Here is a 16,379-nt window from a genome sequence, read left to right on the forward strand (position 1 = left end):
ATGATGAAGGAGCTCATCCAACAATTTGCTTTTGACTATGAACGAGACAGCGATGGCCGGCTGTCTGTAGAGGATGAACAGCGAAGCATCCACCATCCGGTAGTATTTTTGTTCATTGGCGAAAAGTGCTCGACGATTCTGGAACGTCTGGCAGAAGGCAATGACATGGAATGGAATAACGCCAGGGCAGTACCGTACATCCATGTGACCACGAAGGAAGCGATCGCCAGGGACAACGTTTATTCCTTTGCTTGGGAATTGCCGCCTTTGGACAAAAAAAGCTTGCGCCCGGAGATTCACCGTGCCTTCTTGCAAACAAAAGAGCCGCTGATTCAGCTGAATCGGTTGATCCGCAGGGTCAGCGGGCATCTGTCTCAGCACGGCTCATCCTATAGCTCGGTGCAAACAGTAAATCTGGCGGTAGTGACACAAGCGGATGATCCGCTGAATGTACTGCTGCCAGAGCTAACCTTGCTCGCCACCAGCATCCTGCAAGAGTCTTATAAAAACGTACAGATCGATCTGTACGTTTTGCTGCAGGAGTGGCAGCAGGAGGCACACTCCAGCTATGCCCAGGCACTTGCCTGCGGTTTTTTGCGCGAGCTGGATGGCTACCAGCAGCAGGACTACCATTTTTCCGCACCGCTGCTTGTGACCGAGGACGGGATCGAATTGCCGGTGGAGCATACGCGCGGACCATTGTTTAACCTGGCTTATGTGCTCGGGGACAAGGATGAGCATGGCGTGCTCATCGCGAATCAACCTGAACGGCAAAGCCGTCTGATCTCCAAGCTGGTCCTGTTGAAAAACCAGACGCCGAGTCCGGAGCCGCAGCAAAGCGACCGTTACAACCGGATGCAATTTTGGCGCAGCGTCACGACGGCCGATCGCAAGCCTGCCTACGCTTCGGCGGGGCTTTCCCGCTTGCGGAGGCCGAATCAGGCGATCGCGATCACGGTGCTGGACGCTGTCTATAAACGGATGCTGGAGCGAATGGAGGATCCCGCAGATATCGATCACGATTGGCTGCGTGCCATTCTCGGGCTCGATGCGGCCTCGCTGTCCAGACGCGTGCAGAGCGTTTTGCCTGAGGTAGGAAGCCTGGAGGAAATGCATGGCTTGATGAGCTACGAGCGTCCGTATCGCCAGATCAGCGAGCTCACGGTCAAGCAGGCGGAGCTGGAGCTGTATGCGGGGAGCGCCCAGCAGTTTTTTGAGCGTCATTTTGTGGAGCGCGCCCGAAACGGTTTGAGCTTAGAGACATTGGGCCAACGACTGCGGAAGCGCTTGGAAGAGGCGGTGGTCGCGGACGATCGCTACGGATTGTTCGCAGCTTATGAGGTCACCCGTGAAGCGGAGCAGGGAAAGGGCTTGTTTGCCGAGCTGCAAAAGGCGCTGCGGGATACAGGCAGCCAGTTGGAACGGGCCAAACTGGAGCTGGCCGATTTTTACCAACAGCCTGCGTATACGCTGGAGCTGCCCAAGCTCGGATGGTTTGCCCGTGACAAGCAGCGGCTTCAGCAGTTCAACAGGGAGCTGCTGACGCAAATCTACGGACGCAAATATGACATTTTGTATCTGGAGCTCTTGCAGACCTTGCTGGAAGCATACAGAGCGGCCCTGTATGAGGCTCATCAGGAATATCGGGCACGGGTGGAGCGATTGTACGATTTTCGGAAGCTGACGGGAGACATCGCTACAGACAGCGTGCGCCGCGCCTCGGCGGACATCGGACGCAACATCCCCGAATATTACGGCACGATCGTATCCAAGCTGCTCGATTCGCTGGAAGCGAAGTACGGCCCGCGCTTTTATTTTTCCGAGCGCTTTTCCTTGCAGCCCGAATGGGAGGGGGAAGGCGCCAAAAGCTGGCTGGATCGCTTCACCCTGTTTTGCCGCACGCAGCTCATGACACAAGCCCCTTTCCAGCAGAGCTTTGAGGAAGAGCTGCTGCAGCGGACGAATGTCATGACCGAGTACGGCAATCAAGAGGTGCTCACCCGCGGTGCATTATTTGCCGAGCTTTTTCGCCGGATGGAGGAAGAAGCGGCAATTCGTGTACAGCTGCTCCAATTCACCCAGAAGCACCGCTATGAAGAAGCCTATTATTTTGGCGATACCGAAAGCGAATGGGTCCGTTATGCATTGGAGCGGGATCGCGAGCTGCATGCCTATAAGCTCGGGTGTATTCATCAGCAACGCAGCAGCGGCATTGAAAAGGTGAGGCTGATGGGCGGATTTCATCTCGATAATCTGCAAATCTATCAAATCGGCCGAAAATACTATGAGTCTTATCAGGAAAATGGCTATTGCTTTCATCCGGAGCACCTTGCAGGAAGAAAGAGTTCCTAATTCTTAGAGAGAGGAGGCGGTGGAGTTGCGGCAACGAAAATGGAACGCACTGATGATTGGGGCAAGTCTGGTAGGGACCCTGATCGGTTTTGCGGTTGGCGAATGGCTGCTCCTCCAGTTTTCCCAGCAGTGGCCGCATTGGGTGTTGATCGGATCCTATTTCGGGCAGCTTGCCTTTTGGATTGGCTTATTGGCAGTGCTGGCCGAAATCATTTCGCCGCGCCTGAACGGCATGGGGTGGAAACAGCGCTACGCGGGCAACTCGTGGAAAATGCTTGTACCAAGCACACTTGTCATGCTCTTTGCAGCAGGAGCTTTGCTGCAAGCGATCTATGGCTATACCCTCCAGCGCAACGGTTCGGCCGAAAATATCGTCCTGCTGCTCGATGTCTCCAGCAGCATGAATTCCAATGATCCCAGCGGTCAGCTGTTTCGGGCAGCGACCAATCTGGTAAACGTGATCGATGATGACAAGCGCATTGCGGTCATTGCTTTTAACAGCAAGGCTGATTTGCTGCAGCCTCTGACTGCGCTGGACAGTGATCAGACGCGTCAGTCCATCATCCAAAAGCTGAGCGGATACGAGAAACCAGATGGCGGCACCGATTTTAACGAGGCGCTGAAGCTGGGGTTTGCCCAAATCCAGCCTGTGCAGCAAGAAAACAGCATGATGGTGCTGATGTCGGATGGACACAGCAGCGTGGATTACGAAGAAGTAGTGGCACCGCTCCAGCAAGCGCATGTACCGGTTCATACGGTGGGGATGAGTGCGGCGGATCGGGATGGAACCGAGCAATTGAAAAAGATCGCGGAACAGACTGCCGGCGGCTACTATGATGTGGCCGATGCCAGCCAGCTGACCGGGATCTTCGAGCATATCTACAAGACGAGCCAGGAAGAACGGCACCTGGTCGGCGAGCGTACAGGCGCATTGCAGGACAGCCTTCTGTACGGGGCGCTGCGCGTCATCAGCCTCCTGCTGATCGGAACGCTGCTGGGGTTGTCCCTGGGTCTTGTGTTTGACAACAAATACTTGGCACAAAGCTTCATGATCGGGGGAACCATCGCGGGTCTTCTGGCAGGTTTGCTGCTGGAGAAGGGGCTGAGCGGTTTTGCTTTTACGGACGCGTTGGATCGGATGTTTGCAGATGCCATTCTTGGTATCATCGTTTCTCTTTTTGCTGCATTGATCCCGATTCCGACCGAGATCACCCAAGGGGGGCGAAGCAGCTTCCGCCCAGGACGTTTTGCTTCGGGCAAAAGCTTCCGTAAGCCTGAGAGCTTCAGCTCCCGATTTGACTCACAGGAGTAGATGGACGTGAACTGGAAAGAAGAATTCACCCCGAAGCAAGAAATACGCAAGGTCCAGGCCGCGCTGCACGAGGGAGAATGCCTGATTCACTGGCACTGGCCGCAGGATGTTCCTTGCGTGTATATCCACAAGTCCTCCGCAGACGCCGTTTTTCATCCCGAAGAGGCAAGCTTGGCGCAAATGAAGCTGCTGACCCGTGAGGAATACAAGACCAATGGCGGCTACCGCGAACGGATCGAGGGCGTCGGACGTTACGCCATCCGCATTTTTCCCTGCGTGATGGAGGAGGGGCGTCCGCGCATCCTGCTGCAAACCAATGATGAAAATCGGATCGTGATCCGCAGCGGCAAGTCCAAGGTCCGCTATCAGCTCAAGCGAAATTCGGGCTGGTTCAGCAAAATGCAGACGGTGCAAATCCGCATTCACACAGAGGTGCCCATCCCCCGGGAAGCGCTCTGTTATGTGAAGAAAACAGGGGAGTATCCCTTGCATAAGGACGATGGAATCCAATATGCGTTTCTGCATGATTTCGCCCCAGGCTACAACGTATTGCCCGAAATTCAGATCGGAAAGCACGATTACATCCGTCTCTTTTTTACAGACGGCAAAAGATACGGGGAACTGTACGAGTTGATTCCCGAATAGGAGAGAATCGGTATGTTTACATTCTTGAAGCAGCTCTTTGACCGCAAAGAGCCGGAAATGGAGCGACTGCCGTTTTACGACATCGTCTGCCCGTACTGCTTCGCGAAATATGCGCCCGATCAGGTGGTCTTCCGGGCGACGCATCATCGTGAGGATGACGAGGACTACGCGTTGCAGGAAGATGAGATGCTGAATCAGTATCGGGACAAGTTCGGACTGGAGGCAATCGAGGAGCTGGAGGCCGTCATTGAGCCGGATTCGGTGCCAGAGGAGTACCATCTGATCGTGGATGATGTGCTGGTTGGGCTGACCGATCGCTACGGCAAGGTGACGAAGCGCCGCCTCTGCCCGCATTGCCACAATGAGCTGCCGATCACTGCAGGAAAGGCACCGAGCAACATCATCTCGATCGTCGGGGCTTCGCAGGTCGGCAAATCCGTCTACATGACCTCGCTGATCCATACGCTGCAGCACAGCACGGCCAGCCGTTTTGACGCTGCCTGCATGCCTTTGAATGCCGAGATCAGCCGCCGCTTTCGCGAGCAGTATGAAGCGCCGTTGTTTGAGCGCGGGCAGCTGCTGGATTCTACGCAAAAAGAGAAGCGGCAGGAGCCGTATATTTTCCAGTTCATTTTCAAGGATCCGTCGAAGGCGCCGCTCTCGCTGGTCTTTTTTGACGTAGCAGGGGAAGGCATGGTCGATCGGGACTACCTCGACCTGTATGCGGCCCATATCAAAAATTCGTCCGGCATTCTGTTCCTCGTCGATCCGCTGCAAATCCGCACGATCCGTGACAAGATTCGCATCCACATGGGCGATGAAGAAGGCGAGTTTACGGCTCGCTATGATGAACCGCGAGAAGTGTTGATCACGCTGTTTGAGAATTTTATCGGGTATCAGCAGCAGAGCAAGACGGATATCCCGACAGCCATCGTCCTGACGAAGAGCGATATGCTCCATTCCTTGAAGGAGGAAGACAGCGATTATATCCGTCCCAACAGCAATGTGTTCCGCAATGTGGTACACAGACAGGTGCTCGATCTGGTCGAGTTCGAGAATATCAATGGCGAGGTGCGCCGCTTCATCGAGAAGGTCGACCGGCCGTTCAAGGATGCGCTGGAGGTCTACTTTACCAACACCGCCTATTTTGCCGTGTCGGCTTTGGGCAGCAATCCGGTGGAGCAAAAGGTCAGCGGGCTCGTCACGCCGATCCGCGTGGATGAACCGTTTATTTGGCTGATGCACCAGCTTCAATACATCAAGGGGAGGGAGCAGTAGTGCGCCAACCCATCTTGCAGCAATATTACACCCGTGCCCGGGAAGGCGTTTTCCGCACCAACGAAGGGTATGACACCATCGCGAAAACTCCGCAGCTGGAGAATAGCTTCATCAAAAAGACCCTTCACCCCTTTTGCAGCTATGACGCACCGAAAGAACTGCAGGAACGCAGTGAAAAGGATCTTACGCAGTATCCGCAAGCCTTGTTGCTTTTCTACAGTGAGTCAGGAGAGATGGTGCTCGGGCAGAGTGCCTATGTGGGAGCGGATTTTACCGGACAACGCAATACGTTTTTCAGCCACAATTATGTGATACCGCCTTCCCGGCAGGAGGAGTATTGGAAGCATCCTGCGAAAATTGCGGGAGCAGCGGGTTTCGTCACCCAGTACGATCCCTCATCAGGAAAGTCTCTGCCCGAGCTGGAGGATATCCCGTACCGCGATAGGCTGGCAGGCAGCAGCGCCAAACGGATGCTGCAGCAGCTGGGTATCGAGGAAATGACATACAAGCGGCTTTTAGCTGCTGTGATGACCGCGGTCGCCGGGAAGAAAAAAGTGTTCGTGGTGCCTTCGTGTGACGTCAGCGGAATGGCGGAATGGGCGAGAGTATTGCTCCAGGTAGTATATGCAGGGCTTCCCTATGCCCACCGCCGCCGTTTTGGTTTCCTCACTTATATGAGTGAACCGGAGAGCCGCAAGCATCTGCATCTGATGGTAGTACCGCCCGGCAGCCTCCGCCCGGGTGATGCGGCCATCGACAAGGAGTTTCAGTTTGATTTTGCGGCCAATCGCTTTTCGCATGCCGAGCTTGCTGGCGGTATTCCCTACTATCTCGATTTTGTCTGGGAGCACTTGGATGAGGCGGAAGAGCTGGACCGTTATTTCCTGTTTGCCGAAGAGGTGCTGGCAGGGGCAGATCCGGCGAAAGCACTGGGCCTGCCAACCTATCATGAGCTGGCTGTCCTGTACCTGACCGAGCGGGGCAAAGCCTATCCGTATGAGCAAAACAAGGCTGCTATGCATCATCTGCTGGTGCAATATTTGGGGATTCAAGGCTTGCCCAACAAGGCGCGGTTGCATGCGTTGTTCGGCGGGCTGTTTTTGGGGGAAAAACAAGCGCTTGCGGCAGGACAGCTGCCCGCGATCGAGACGGTCAAGGCGGTCATCGATTACGCTTCGCTGGTGGCGGAGACGCAAGATGTGAAGGAATACTTGCGTTATGTGCTGGAAGTGGTGATCAGAGGCTACGAACGCGGCGAATCCGGCTGGATGGAGGAAATTTACGGACATGCGCAGCGGGATGCCAAGCTGTTTCGCCCATTGATGATGAGCATTATGACCAGTGAGCAATTGGCCAAGCCTTTGTTTCTGGACTATCTCGACAAAAGGCTGCTAGCCGTGAAGGATGTAAACGGATTGCTGGAAGAGCTTGCTTTTTGGCTGAAAAGAGTGCCGCCGCTCCGGGAGTATCGGGCCTTTTTCGCAAGTATGGCCAAGCGGGTAGATCCGGTCATGAAAGCAGAGCCGGACCAAGTCGGGAGCATCCTGCGTCTCCACAAGCGTGTAGAAGAAAGCGGTGTGTCTCCACAAGCGGCAGCGGAATTCCTCGATGCGGCAGATGCAGCCATGCTGCGGACATTGCCCATCGAAAAGCTGGCAGTACGTGAGATCAGCCAGCTTGGTGCGTTGCTGCAGGAGAAGCCGAAGCACTTTGCGCAGAATCTGGATTGGACAAGTCGGCAAAAGCTCGAGCTGCTGGCCACGATTAGTCAGCTCTGGGAGGAGCCGCAAGCTCTTTCTGTGGAAGATGTGTTTGAACAAATGGATCAAGACACGATCACGCAGCTCCAAGGGATCTTGCTGCGGCAGCTGCGAGAGGCAGACTGGGAGGAAAGCGTCTACACACTGCTGCCGTTTGCTTTTTATCGGGAAGAAGGGGAGTGTCGATATGATCCAATGCTTCGTTTCGTATTGGAGCAAGGCGGACGGGAAGGGCTGCCCGGCTTTGTCCAGTGGTCATTGAGGCAAGAGGAATTCGTCACGGGAATGAGGCTGAAGGCGAGCTATCGGCAAGCGCTCAAATCCCACTTTTTGCTGGAAGATCGAGATGCCTTGCGAAAAAAGGCAACGAGATTGGCTTGGTATGCCATCCGCCACACGGATCTGCAGAGGCTGTTGGAGGAAGTAAGAGACGAAACGGCAAATGGCCTGGTCCGCTTTTTTCGCAAGCCTGCGGGCAAAACGGTCATCATCATGACCGGGCTGCTCGGCATTGGAGCGATCGGAGCTGCCGTCATGCTGGGAATGCAAAAATCGGTTCCAGTCGAGGAACAGCCGCCTGTAGATCAGCCAATCCCGGCTGCACCTGTCTACTATGGCCCGCCGATCCCGCAGCAGGGAGGAGCTCAGCCATTGTCACCAACCGAGAATGGCAGCGGCGATTCCGTGTCACCTTCTCCTGAGCTTCAACCAGAGGAGCAGAAGCAAGCGCCATCAGCCACATAAGCTTACTTTGTACAATTCCATGCAGAGACTGTCGGAGTTTTCCGCAGTCTCTTTTTTCGGTGAGAATGCCATACAGGTTTGAAACAGATGGGTTAGAGGTGACTAGATAGAAAGGTTTATAGAACTTTTCTGCTCATTTTCAGGGGCAGGCGAATGGGATCGAGCTGCCGGATGATGAACGGCTGATAACGCAACTGAACCAGAGAAAGTACCGGATGACCAGCCGAGGGAAGATTGCTCTGGAGCGGAAAGAGGACATGAAGAAGCGTGGCCTAGATTCTCCTGACCGCGCGGATGCCGTAGTGTTGTCGTTTGCAGAAATCAATTCGAATAACCCACTTTTTTTGCTGGAACAGCTTCACGCGAGTGAGTGAGTTTTAGGGAAAATTGAACAAATAGTAAAATTGTGAAAAAATGTAAAATACAGTTTACAGCACTAATGCCATTTGTTACCATTTATCCAAAGGGAGGTAATGAAAAAATGTTTAAAAAGAAAATCGCAGTAGCATTAATGTCTTTAACTGCAACAGTATCTATGACGTCACAAGTGTTTGCTGCTCCAACTAGTGCTTCGCTTGGTGTTGATGATGAATTGCAGCAATACAACCAGTGGTGCTGGGCTGCCTCAAGTGTTTCAATTCTTGATTATCTTGGAACCGATATTACTCAGCTCCAATTTGTGACTGCTGTTAAAGGTCAAAGGGAGAATTCTCCTGCAACTGATTCCGAGGTCCAAGATGGTATGGAGGAATTCGGATATCAAAGTACCCTTGTAACCGATATGATTTCATGGGACAGTGTGAAGACCGAAATAGGTACGAATGAGCGTCCAATCTACGCAGGGTGGTCTTGGAAGGATGGAACTGGTGGACATGCTGTTGTATTGGATGGCTATGATGATGGTGATGACAATTATGTCGAATATATGGACCCAGGTTATTCAGATCATTTTATTGAGGAATTTTCATGGTTTAGAGGAAAATATAAAAGTACTTCTGATCATATTTGGGATGGAACTATTTATAAAATAAAAGAACAATAATAAGGAGTGAAAACAAGCATGAAAATTAATTCCTCTATCTTAAAAATTCTGTCTATAATGTTAGTGATAATTGCAGTGTTCAATGCTCCTGTCTTTGCAGAGAACGACGATAAATCTAAGGTTCCAGATCAGGTGCAAAGAGCAGCAGAGGATGGCCTAAATTTTCTTAAGTCGAAGTTCGCTGAAAATCCTGCAAGATATGGGTTTGACAATGAAAAGGATGTTCGTGATTTAAAATTGGGTGATGGATATCAACTTAAATATGTAGATGCAGAAAAACTGAAAAAAGATAAGAAAGGAAGTTTATTAGGTATATCAAATCAAGTTGATGTTTGGCAGTTTACAGCTGACTTAGATGGAAATCCAAAATCCTATATGCTTGTTGCGAATATCGATGGAAAATACAAAGCGGTTCGATTCGGTGGAGACGCGACTGAATATGGAAAAGCAATTAAGACATTTAAAAATAAAACAAATAAGAACCCCGAAATAGTTCAAGTGGGTAATGAGTACTTTCTAGTAAATAAAGAAAATAATGAAGAGCAGGTTTTGGGAACAGGCTCGAAAAATGCAAGTATCATGAAGAAAGCATCAACCGACTTTGTGAGTTCATCAACACTTGTCAAAGAGCTTCAGGAACGTCAAGAGGAGAATGAAAAAAATAAAGGACGAGGTTTTAGGAATTAGATTATAAATGTTTCAAAATTCCCCAAGCAAACTTGTGAAGTGCACCCCTTAAAGTAGACATTGGAAAAACCCCCCTGGTTTTCCGATGGGACTGACCCCCTGACATGAGGCAAATCAAAACACCTTCAAGAGAATGCGACCATGTCGTAAGATATGGACACAACCTTGGAGGTGTTTTTACGTTGGCAACAAGAGTTAGTTATCCCGTAGAAATCAAAATGAAAGCAATTGAAATGCGTCTGGCAGGTGTCACCAAAAAGCAGATCATGAGGGAGTTAAATATTAAAAATAAGGCTCAAATACAACAGTGGATGCGTTGGTATCGTAACGGAGATATTCATCGTCTTCAACAGCCTGTAGGAAAGCAGTATAGCTATGGCAAAGGCCCAATGTACGATTCTGAACTTGAACAAGTCAAAGCAGAGAATCGTTTTCTTAAACAACAGTTGGACCTGTTAAAAAAGTTAGAGGAGTGGGAAAGGAGGTGTCACCAGAAGTAATCGTACCTTGGATGGAATCCATTCGTGGACAAGTAAGTATTAGCCAAGCTTGCGCGTGGCTTGGTATACCTCGATCTACTTACGTTGGAAAGCTACATACGAGAAAAGAAACGAGGAGTTGATTGTAGCAAAGATTCGTCAACTCTGTATTCAACATAAGTTTCGTTACGGCTACAGAAAGATCACAGCGTTGATGCGTGCTGAAATGTCGATTAATCACAAACGTGTACAACGTATCATGCAACGTGAACAACTGCAATGCCGAGTAAAGGTGAAGAAACGCAAAGCAACGGGTCAACCTTCTTATGTAGCAGATCATCTTCTCCTGCGCCAATTTCATGTAAATGCTCCCTTGCAGAAATTAGTGAAAGGTTGGACGTATCGCAAGATCATGGAACATTTGGGGATACCGGATAGACATCTCCTTAAAGTGTAGATGAGGAAATATAAACAACTTGGTGAATTCGGACTTTTGTATCAGCGAGGTCACCGTGAAGAATATATTGACCAAGACCGATATGTCCAAAAGCTGAAATGGGAGAACACCATGTTAAAAAAGTGTTGGGAAATCTGGAGGCGGGAGGTGCAGCTCAAAAATATGCCACCATCAAGAAAGCAGCTAGCGAATACACGATCAGTGAACTCTGCAAGTTGTTTGGTGTCTCAAGAAGTGGATACTACGCCTATTTGAAGCGACAAAACATGGATCGGGACAAGCCTTTGAAAGAATTAATCCAGGCAGTGTATAAGAAGTACGATGGCAAATATGGATATCGACAAATCCAGCTATTTCTTCTCCAAGATCATGGCGTGTGGGTAAACCATAAAAAGGTACTGCGTCTCATGCAAGAAATGCGGTTACGTTCTCGTGTTCGCCGCAAGCATCGCTACTACTATGCTGCATCCAAAGGAGGCCGAGTCACAGAAAATGTCCTACAGCGCAATATTGAAGCAGACGCCCCCAATCAAAAATGGGTAACGGATGTTACACAGTATCGTGTTGTAGATACCTGGTTGTACCTTTCGGCCATTAAGGATTTGTTTAATAGCGAGATTGTGGCTTATCACATGGGAGTTCGTAATGACAATCAACTGGTCCTACGGACCTTTGAAAAAGCTTTTGAAAAGACGAAAGACGTGACTGGACTGATCGTTCACAGCGATCAAGGATTCCAATACACGTCCTACGCTTACCATGACATGCTGCCAAAGGTTGGCGCCCAAATCAGCATGTCTAGAAGAGGCAATTGTTATGATAATGCCTCGATGGAGAGCTTCTTCTCGCATCTAAAAACGGAAGGGCTCTACCCTTATGATATCCGAAGTATGGATGGCACAAAGGCGAATTGAGGAATACATTCGATTCTACAACCAAAATCGTCCACAGAGAAAATTAAAAAAGCTGACACTTGTAGAATTCAGGCGTCAGCATGCGGCCTAGCGGCCGGGGTTTTTCTTACTGTCCACTAAACGGGGTTTTGACCATTTTTTATAATTTGGTTTACAAAAGGAGGTGTAACTATCATGAGTTGGTTTTATTGGATACCTTAGCGGCGTAATAAGAGCGCTGGGGGAAGCAGGCACGCGGGTACGCAGAGCCGCAGCGGAGGGGCTCACCCATTCGACGCGCTCCGAAGTTACGTCCCCAACCAGGTTCAAGTAAAAGTCTACAAGCAGATGCGCGACGGAGTACCGATCATCGGTGTAGGGATCCAAAATCTCAGGCGACTTATCGGCGTTCCCAAGATTGTTGTCGGTGCTCCAAATTCACGTCGACAAAAAGAGTGGGACAACTGGGCGAGGTCAGTTAAGGTCGGCAAAGTCGGGAAGGGGTTCGGGACGTTCGCCTCTTCATTCGTGGATGGAATGATTCAGAACGGCTTTAGCGCGGCCGAAATAGTTCCGTATCGGTCCAGGACTGAAATCTATGCACTGCTTCCAATTGTCGCGGAAAACGTGGTAGAAAAAAACGGAAGACCTCACCGTACATACAAGCGAAAAGATAGGTAAGAGTAAAACGAAAGCGTGTCTACCTTTTCTTTCCTCTTCGTCAGCTTAGGCTTACAATATAGTCACGAGAGAGAGGGAAGAACGGGACGGACGGAGTCTTTGTCACACTTACAAAGATGGAGCTGCCAAAAACGGTACACGCTTGTTACGCAACCAATGCATTGAAAGCGCTTCCTCAAAAAAGCGCAACGTACCGTTTTGGCAGAGGATCCGAACAGTGCCACCTCCATGGCGAGTGGGGCAAGAACTTAAGTCGGTCCGTTCATAGGCGATGAAACAAAAGTTTCTTTACAAACTTTTGTTTTGGTGATAAACTTTTGTTTACAAAGCGGAGAACGGCAGAAAGGAGGGGTTACACATGGAACCTTTGGGAAAAGAGTCGCTCATTTTACAATATATCCGGATCAACCCCTTTATCAGTCAGCAGGAGCTGGCAGAAAAAGTAGGCATCTCACGCTCAGCGGTTGCAGGGTACATTGCGAACCTGACCAAACGGGGCGTGATCAAAGGCAGAGCCTACATCATGAGCGATGAGTCATCCATCGTCTGTATCGGCGGCGCCAACCTGGATCGAAAGGCATTAAGCAAGCAGAAGGTACGGCTCCACTCCTCCAATCCGGTAGCCGTAACGGAATCTTGCGGTGGCGTTGCCCGCAATGTCGCTGAAAATCTCGGACGGTTGGGCTGGCAGACGTCGCTCATCAGCTGTGTCGGCGACGATCATGAAGGCAAATGGCTGCTACAAGAAACCAAGCTCCTCGGTGTTGATGTGAGCGGTACCTGGACGATGCCGGGAGAAAGAACCGGTACGTATACTGCTTTGCTGGATACCGATGGGGAGATGGTCATCTCCATGGCCAATATGGATATCTACGACCGTTTTACCCCTGACATGCTGGCCGAGCGTTGGTCACATCTGGCTGCAGCAAAGGCGGTATTCGTAGATACCAACTTGCCCGCCGAATCGCTGCAATATTTGATAGAACGCTGCCATGCAGAGGGAATTTCCCTGTATGTAGATCCGGTTTCTTCTGCGAAGGCTGCCAAATTGCCAGAACGATTGGACGGCGTGCACACGATTTTGCCGAATCGCGAAGAAGCAGAGGTCCTTGCAGGCATGAAGATCGAGACGATCGAAGACTGCCGGGTGGCGTGCAAGCAAATTCGAAAACGCGGTGCCGGCAGTGTCGTGGTGACGCTTGGCGAGCAAGGCATTTGCTTCGCCACGGAAGACGGCTTTGAGCATTTCCAGCCCGAGCCCGTAGAAGTGGTAGATGTGACGGGAGCGGGTGATTCCTTTGCTGCAGGCTTTTTATACGGGATGGCGGCTGGAGAGTCGTTTACGAGAGCATGCAGGCTGGGGCTTGCCGCAGCCAGCTTGACGCTGCAAACGGAGCGCTCCGTATCACCGCTGCTGCAAGCCGAACGCTTATACCATATGATCGAAGCATAAATAAAGGAGAGAAACCATGATGAAACAATATCTCAGTTTTACGGATGAAGTACGCGAAGCCCTTGAAAAGAATCTGCCGATTGTGGCATTGGAGACCACCATCATTTCACACGGGATGCCATATCCCCAAAATATCGAAATGGCAAAAGAAGTCGAGCAGATCATCCGTGACAATGGAGCGGTGCCGGCAACGATCGGGCTGATGGACGGAAAGATCAAGATCGGCTTGACCGATGAGGAGCTCGAACGGTTCGCTACCGATCAATCGGTCGAAAAAGTAAGCCGTCGCGATTTCCCTTATATCCTGGCAACCGGAAAAATCGGGGCGACAACCGTAGCTGCCACTATGATTGCAGCTGAAATGGCGGGCATCAAAGTATTCGCCACCGGAGGAATCGGCGGCGTGCATCGTGAAGGCGAAGTCACCTGGGATGTTTCCGCAGACCTGACGGAGCTGGCACAGACCAGTGTCGCGGTCGTTTGCGCAGGGGCCAAATCGATTCTCGACATCGGACGCACACTGGAGTACCTGGAGACGCAAGGCGTGCCGGTAGTCGGCTACCGCTGCACGAAGTTCCCTTCCTTCTATTCCCGCGAGAGCGAGTACGGCGTCGATTTTACCTTGGAGACACCGGACGAAGTCGGCACTTTGCTGGATACCAAATGGAAGCTGGGCCTGCAAGGCGGACTGGTGATCGCCAACCCGGTTCCAGAGGCTGACGCGCTGGATTACGGGCAAATCGGCGCGGTGATTGAAAAGGCGCTGGCAGAAGCCAAGGAAAAAGGAATCAGCGGGAAACAAGTGACTCCGTTTTTGCTGGACAAAGTAAAGCAATTGACAGTTGGCAAGAGCTTGCAGACCAATATTGCTTTGGTGAAGCATAATGCGCAAGTGGCTGCCCAAATCGCGGCTGCCTATCAGGCGAAGCAATAAGCATTTCTTACAACACCCCAACGTTCGCTTACATGCGGACGTTGTTTTTTTTAGTCGATAGGAATTTATAAAATTCCCATCGACATAAGAAAAACTAAGCTCCGCCAAAGACTTGACGTAGCCAAGTTTTTCTAATGGTGAAAAGGGGCGATTGGGAACGAATCAATCAACATTTATGGTATCATTTGGGTATTGGTTTTCCCATTGGGACTGGTTGAGAAATGTTGAGATGAGAAAGGTGAGATGAGGAGCATGGCTCAAGTAAAGATTTTTGGCGTAAATGACCGTTTACAACCTATCAAGAGAGAATTATCGGACACCATTCATGCATGCATCGTGGAGGCGCTGCAATATCCGGTCGATAAGCGATTTCATCGATTTTTTCCGATGGAAAGAGAAGACTTTTTTTTCCCCGATGACAGAACGGAAGCCTATACGATCATTGAAATTAGCCTTTTTGAAGGGCGTTCCAAAGAAACGAAAAAACAATTAATCAGGCTGCTTTTCGAACGCATTCACCGCCAATTGCAGCTTTCCCCGCAAGATATTGAAATCACCATCTTTGAGACGCCAACATCCAATTGGGGGATCAGAGGGGTGCCCGGGGACGAATTGCAGCTTACCTATCAAGTCAATGTATAAGCACGCAATCGGATGCCAATGCGCTTCAAGAATGTATTTGGTGACTATTACCGAAAATATGGCTAAGTAAGCTGATGGGAGCTCAGATATGAAGCTGCAAGTTGACGTCGACAGAAGAATCGCTAAGCCTGTCAAGGAAGTTTTCGAAGCAATCGTATCCCCTGAAAAGATGTCACGCTACTTTATTTCCAGTGGAAGCGGCAGGCTTCAAGAAGGAAGAACGATCGTCTGGAAATGGGATGATGTAGGTGCGGAGTTATCCATCAACGTTTTGAAAGCAGAGGACGACTGCATCTCTTTTTTATGGTCAGCCAGCGGGGTGGAAACCACGGTAGTGTTCACGCTGACTCCACTACATGAAAGCGCTGCACTGGTCCGGGTACGTGAGGACGGCTGGGAGAGCGATGAAGAAGGGATCAAACGATACGGGCAGCAAATGCATGGCTGGGTGGACATGCTTCTCTGCATGAAAGCTTTTCTCGAGTACGGCATCAACCTAAGGAACAGGTAGCAATCTCATGTTCCGGAAATGGAGAAATGAACGATGGAGCCAATTACCGTGCCAGACCTTTCAACAAGACCGTTTCGGCTGACGGTGGAACGTACGATGAACGCTTCACCGGATGTGCTTTACCGCGCGTGGACAACGGAATTCGACCGCTGGTTCGCCGCGCCGGGGACCGTCATTATGCAGGGCGAAGTGAACACCGCCTTCTTTTTTGAGACCGTCTATCAATTCGAGACGCATAGTGAGGCACAGCGCCACCCGCATTACGGGCGTTTTTTGCGACTGGAGCAGGACCGATTGATCGAAATCACGTGGGTGACGGGAGCCGGTGGCACCAATGGGGCGGAAACGGTTGTCACGGTCGAGCTTGAACCCAAGAGCGGCGGCACTCAACTGCGTCTGACGCACGCGGGATTTGCGGATGAGAACGCCAAGAAGCAGCACGAAGAAGCGTGGCCATTCGTATTGGAACAGTTGGACATGAAGATGACAAATAGGTAAACCGGGGCGAT

General features: G+C 50.8%; 16 protein-coding genes and 1 pseudogene. All 17 read left to right on the forward strand.

The window, feature by feature from the left end; genetic code table 11:
• The 17 genes and pseudogenes from EIZ37_RS01770 to EIZ37_RS01850 all read left to right on the forward strand — a co-directional run bounded on the left by EIZ37_RS01770 (window position 1) and on the right by EIZ37_RS01850 (window position 16,368).
• Window positions 1-2,352, forward strand: coding sequence for a hypothetical protein (locus EIZ37_RS01770; RefSeq protein WP_134682822.1), 2,352 nt, complete (start codon window positions 1-3; stop codon window positions 2,350-2,352).
• Window positions 2,353-2,377: 25 nt separating this feature from the next.
• The gene (locus EIZ37_RS01775; RefSeq protein ID WP_134682823.1) at window positions 2,378-3,664 is read left to right on the forward strand and encodes a vWA domain-containing protein; all 1,287 of its coding nucleotides are present in this window, start codon (window positions 2,378-2,380) and stop codon (window positions 3,662-3,664) included.
• A gap of 6 nt (window positions 3,665-3,670) precedes the next feature.
• A complete protein-coding gene (locus EIZ37_RS01780; protein ID WP_235827860.1) occupies window positions 3,671-4,309 on the forward strand; it encodes a beta-mannanase in 639 nt (212 codons plus the stop codon).
• Window positions 4,310-4,321: 12 nt separating this feature from the next.
• Window positions 4,322-5,587 (forward strand): TRAFAC clade GTPase domain-containing protein, encoded by a 1,266-nt coding sequence (locus EIZ37_RS01785; protein ID WP_134682825.1) that lies wholly within the window; start codon window positions 4,322-4,324, stop codon window positions 5,585-5,587.
• Window positions 5,587-8,091, forward strand: a complete 2,505-nt coding sequence (locus EIZ37_RS01790) for a GAP1-N2 domain-containing protein (protein WP_134682826.1) — start codon at window positions 5,587-5,589, stop codon at window positions 8,089-8,091. The genes EIZ37_RS01785 and EIZ37_RS01790 overlap by 1 nt, the downstream gene beginning before the upstream one ends.
• A gap of 122 nt (window positions 8,092-8,213) precedes the next feature.
• Window positions 8,214-8,465 (forward strand): annotated as a pseudogene (locus tag EIZ37_RS26300) (terminase B); the annotation flags it as partial.
• Between the two features lie 107 nt (window positions 8,466-8,572).
• The gene (locus EIZ37_RS01800; RefSeq protein ID WP_167568606.1) at window positions 8,573-9,133 is read left to right on the forward strand and encodes a papain-like cysteine protease family protein; all 561 of its coding nucleotides are present in this window, start codon (window positions 8,573-8,575) and stop codon (window positions 9,131-9,133) included.
• 18 nt (window positions 9,134-9,151) lie between these two features.
• Window positions 9,152-9,820 (forward strand): hypothetical protein, encoded by a 669-nt coding sequence (locus tag EIZ37_RS01805; protein ID WP_134682828.1) that lies wholly within the window; start codon window positions 9,152-9,154, stop codon window positions 9,818-9,820.
• Between the two features lie 182 nt (window positions 9,821-10,002).
• Entirely contained in the window at window positions 10,003-10,320 is a 318-nt protein-coding gene (locus EIZ37_RS01810; protein WP_134682829.1) for a helix-turn-helix domain-containing protein, read from the forward strand.
• Window positions 10,321-10,438: 118 nt separating this feature from the next.
• A complete protein-coding gene (locus EIZ37_RS01815) occupies window positions 10,439-10,756 on the forward strand; it encodes an IS3 family transposase (protein WP_167568608.1) in 318 nt (105 codons plus the stop codon).
• A 98-nt stretch (window positions 10,757-10,854) separates the two neighbouring features.
• Window positions 10,855-11,670, forward strand: coding sequence for an IS3 family transposase (locus EIZ37_RS01820; protein WP_134682831.1), 816 nt, complete (start codon window positions 10,855-10,857; stop codon window positions 11,668-11,670).
• Entirely contained in the window at window positions 11,651-11,761 is a 111-nt protein-coding gene (locus EIZ37_RS26680; protein ID WP_167568610.1) for an IS3 family transposase, read from the forward strand. The genes EIZ37_RS01820 and EIZ37_RS26680 overlap by 20 nt, the downstream gene beginning before the upstream one ends.
• 936 nt (window positions 11,762-12,697) lie before the next feature.
• Window positions 12,698-13,783 carry a carbohydrate kinase gene (locus EIZ37_RS01830; RefSeq protein WP_134682898.1) on the forward strand — a complete coding sequence of 362 codons (1,086 nt, stop codon included), beginning with the start codon at window positions 12,698-12,700 and terminating at the stop codon, window positions 13,781-13,783.
• A gap of 19 nt (window positions 13,784-13,802) precedes the next feature.
• The gene (locus tag EIZ37_RS01835; RefSeq protein ID WP_134682899.1) at window positions 13,803-14,717 is read left to right on the forward strand and encodes a pseudouridine-5'-phosphate glycosidase; all 915 of its coding nucleotides are present in this window, start codon (window positions 13,803-13,805) and stop codon (window positions 14,715-14,717) included.
• A 252-nt stretch (window positions 14,718-14,969) separates the two neighbouring features.
• Entirely contained in the window at window positions 14,970-15,359 is a 390-nt protein-coding gene (locus EIZ37_RS01840) for a tautomerase family protein (protein ID WP_134682833.1), read from the forward strand.
• An 88-nt stretch (window positions 15,360-15,447) separates the two neighbouring features.
• Window positions 15,448-15,870, forward strand: a complete 423-nt coding sequence (locus tag EIZ37_RS01845) for an SRPBCC domain-containing protein (RefSeq protein ID WP_134682834.1) — start codon at window positions 15,448-15,450, stop codon at window positions 15,868-15,870.
• 33 nt (window positions 15,871-15,903) lie between these two features.
• The gene (locus tag EIZ37_RS01850) at window positions 15,904-16,368 is read left to right on the forward strand and encodes an SRPBCC family protein (protein ID WP_134682835.1); all 465 of its coding nucleotides are present in this window, start codon (window positions 15,904-15,906) and stop codon (window positions 16,366-16,368) included.
• Window positions 16,369-16,379 lie beyond the last annotated feature (11 nt).

It is taken from the genome of Brevibacillus migulae (genome assembly GCF_004521915.1).
In the GTDB taxonomy this organism is placed as follows: domain Bacteria; phylum Bacillota; class Bacilli; order Brevibacillales; family Brevibacillaceae; genus Brevibacillus_F; species Brevibacillus_F migulae.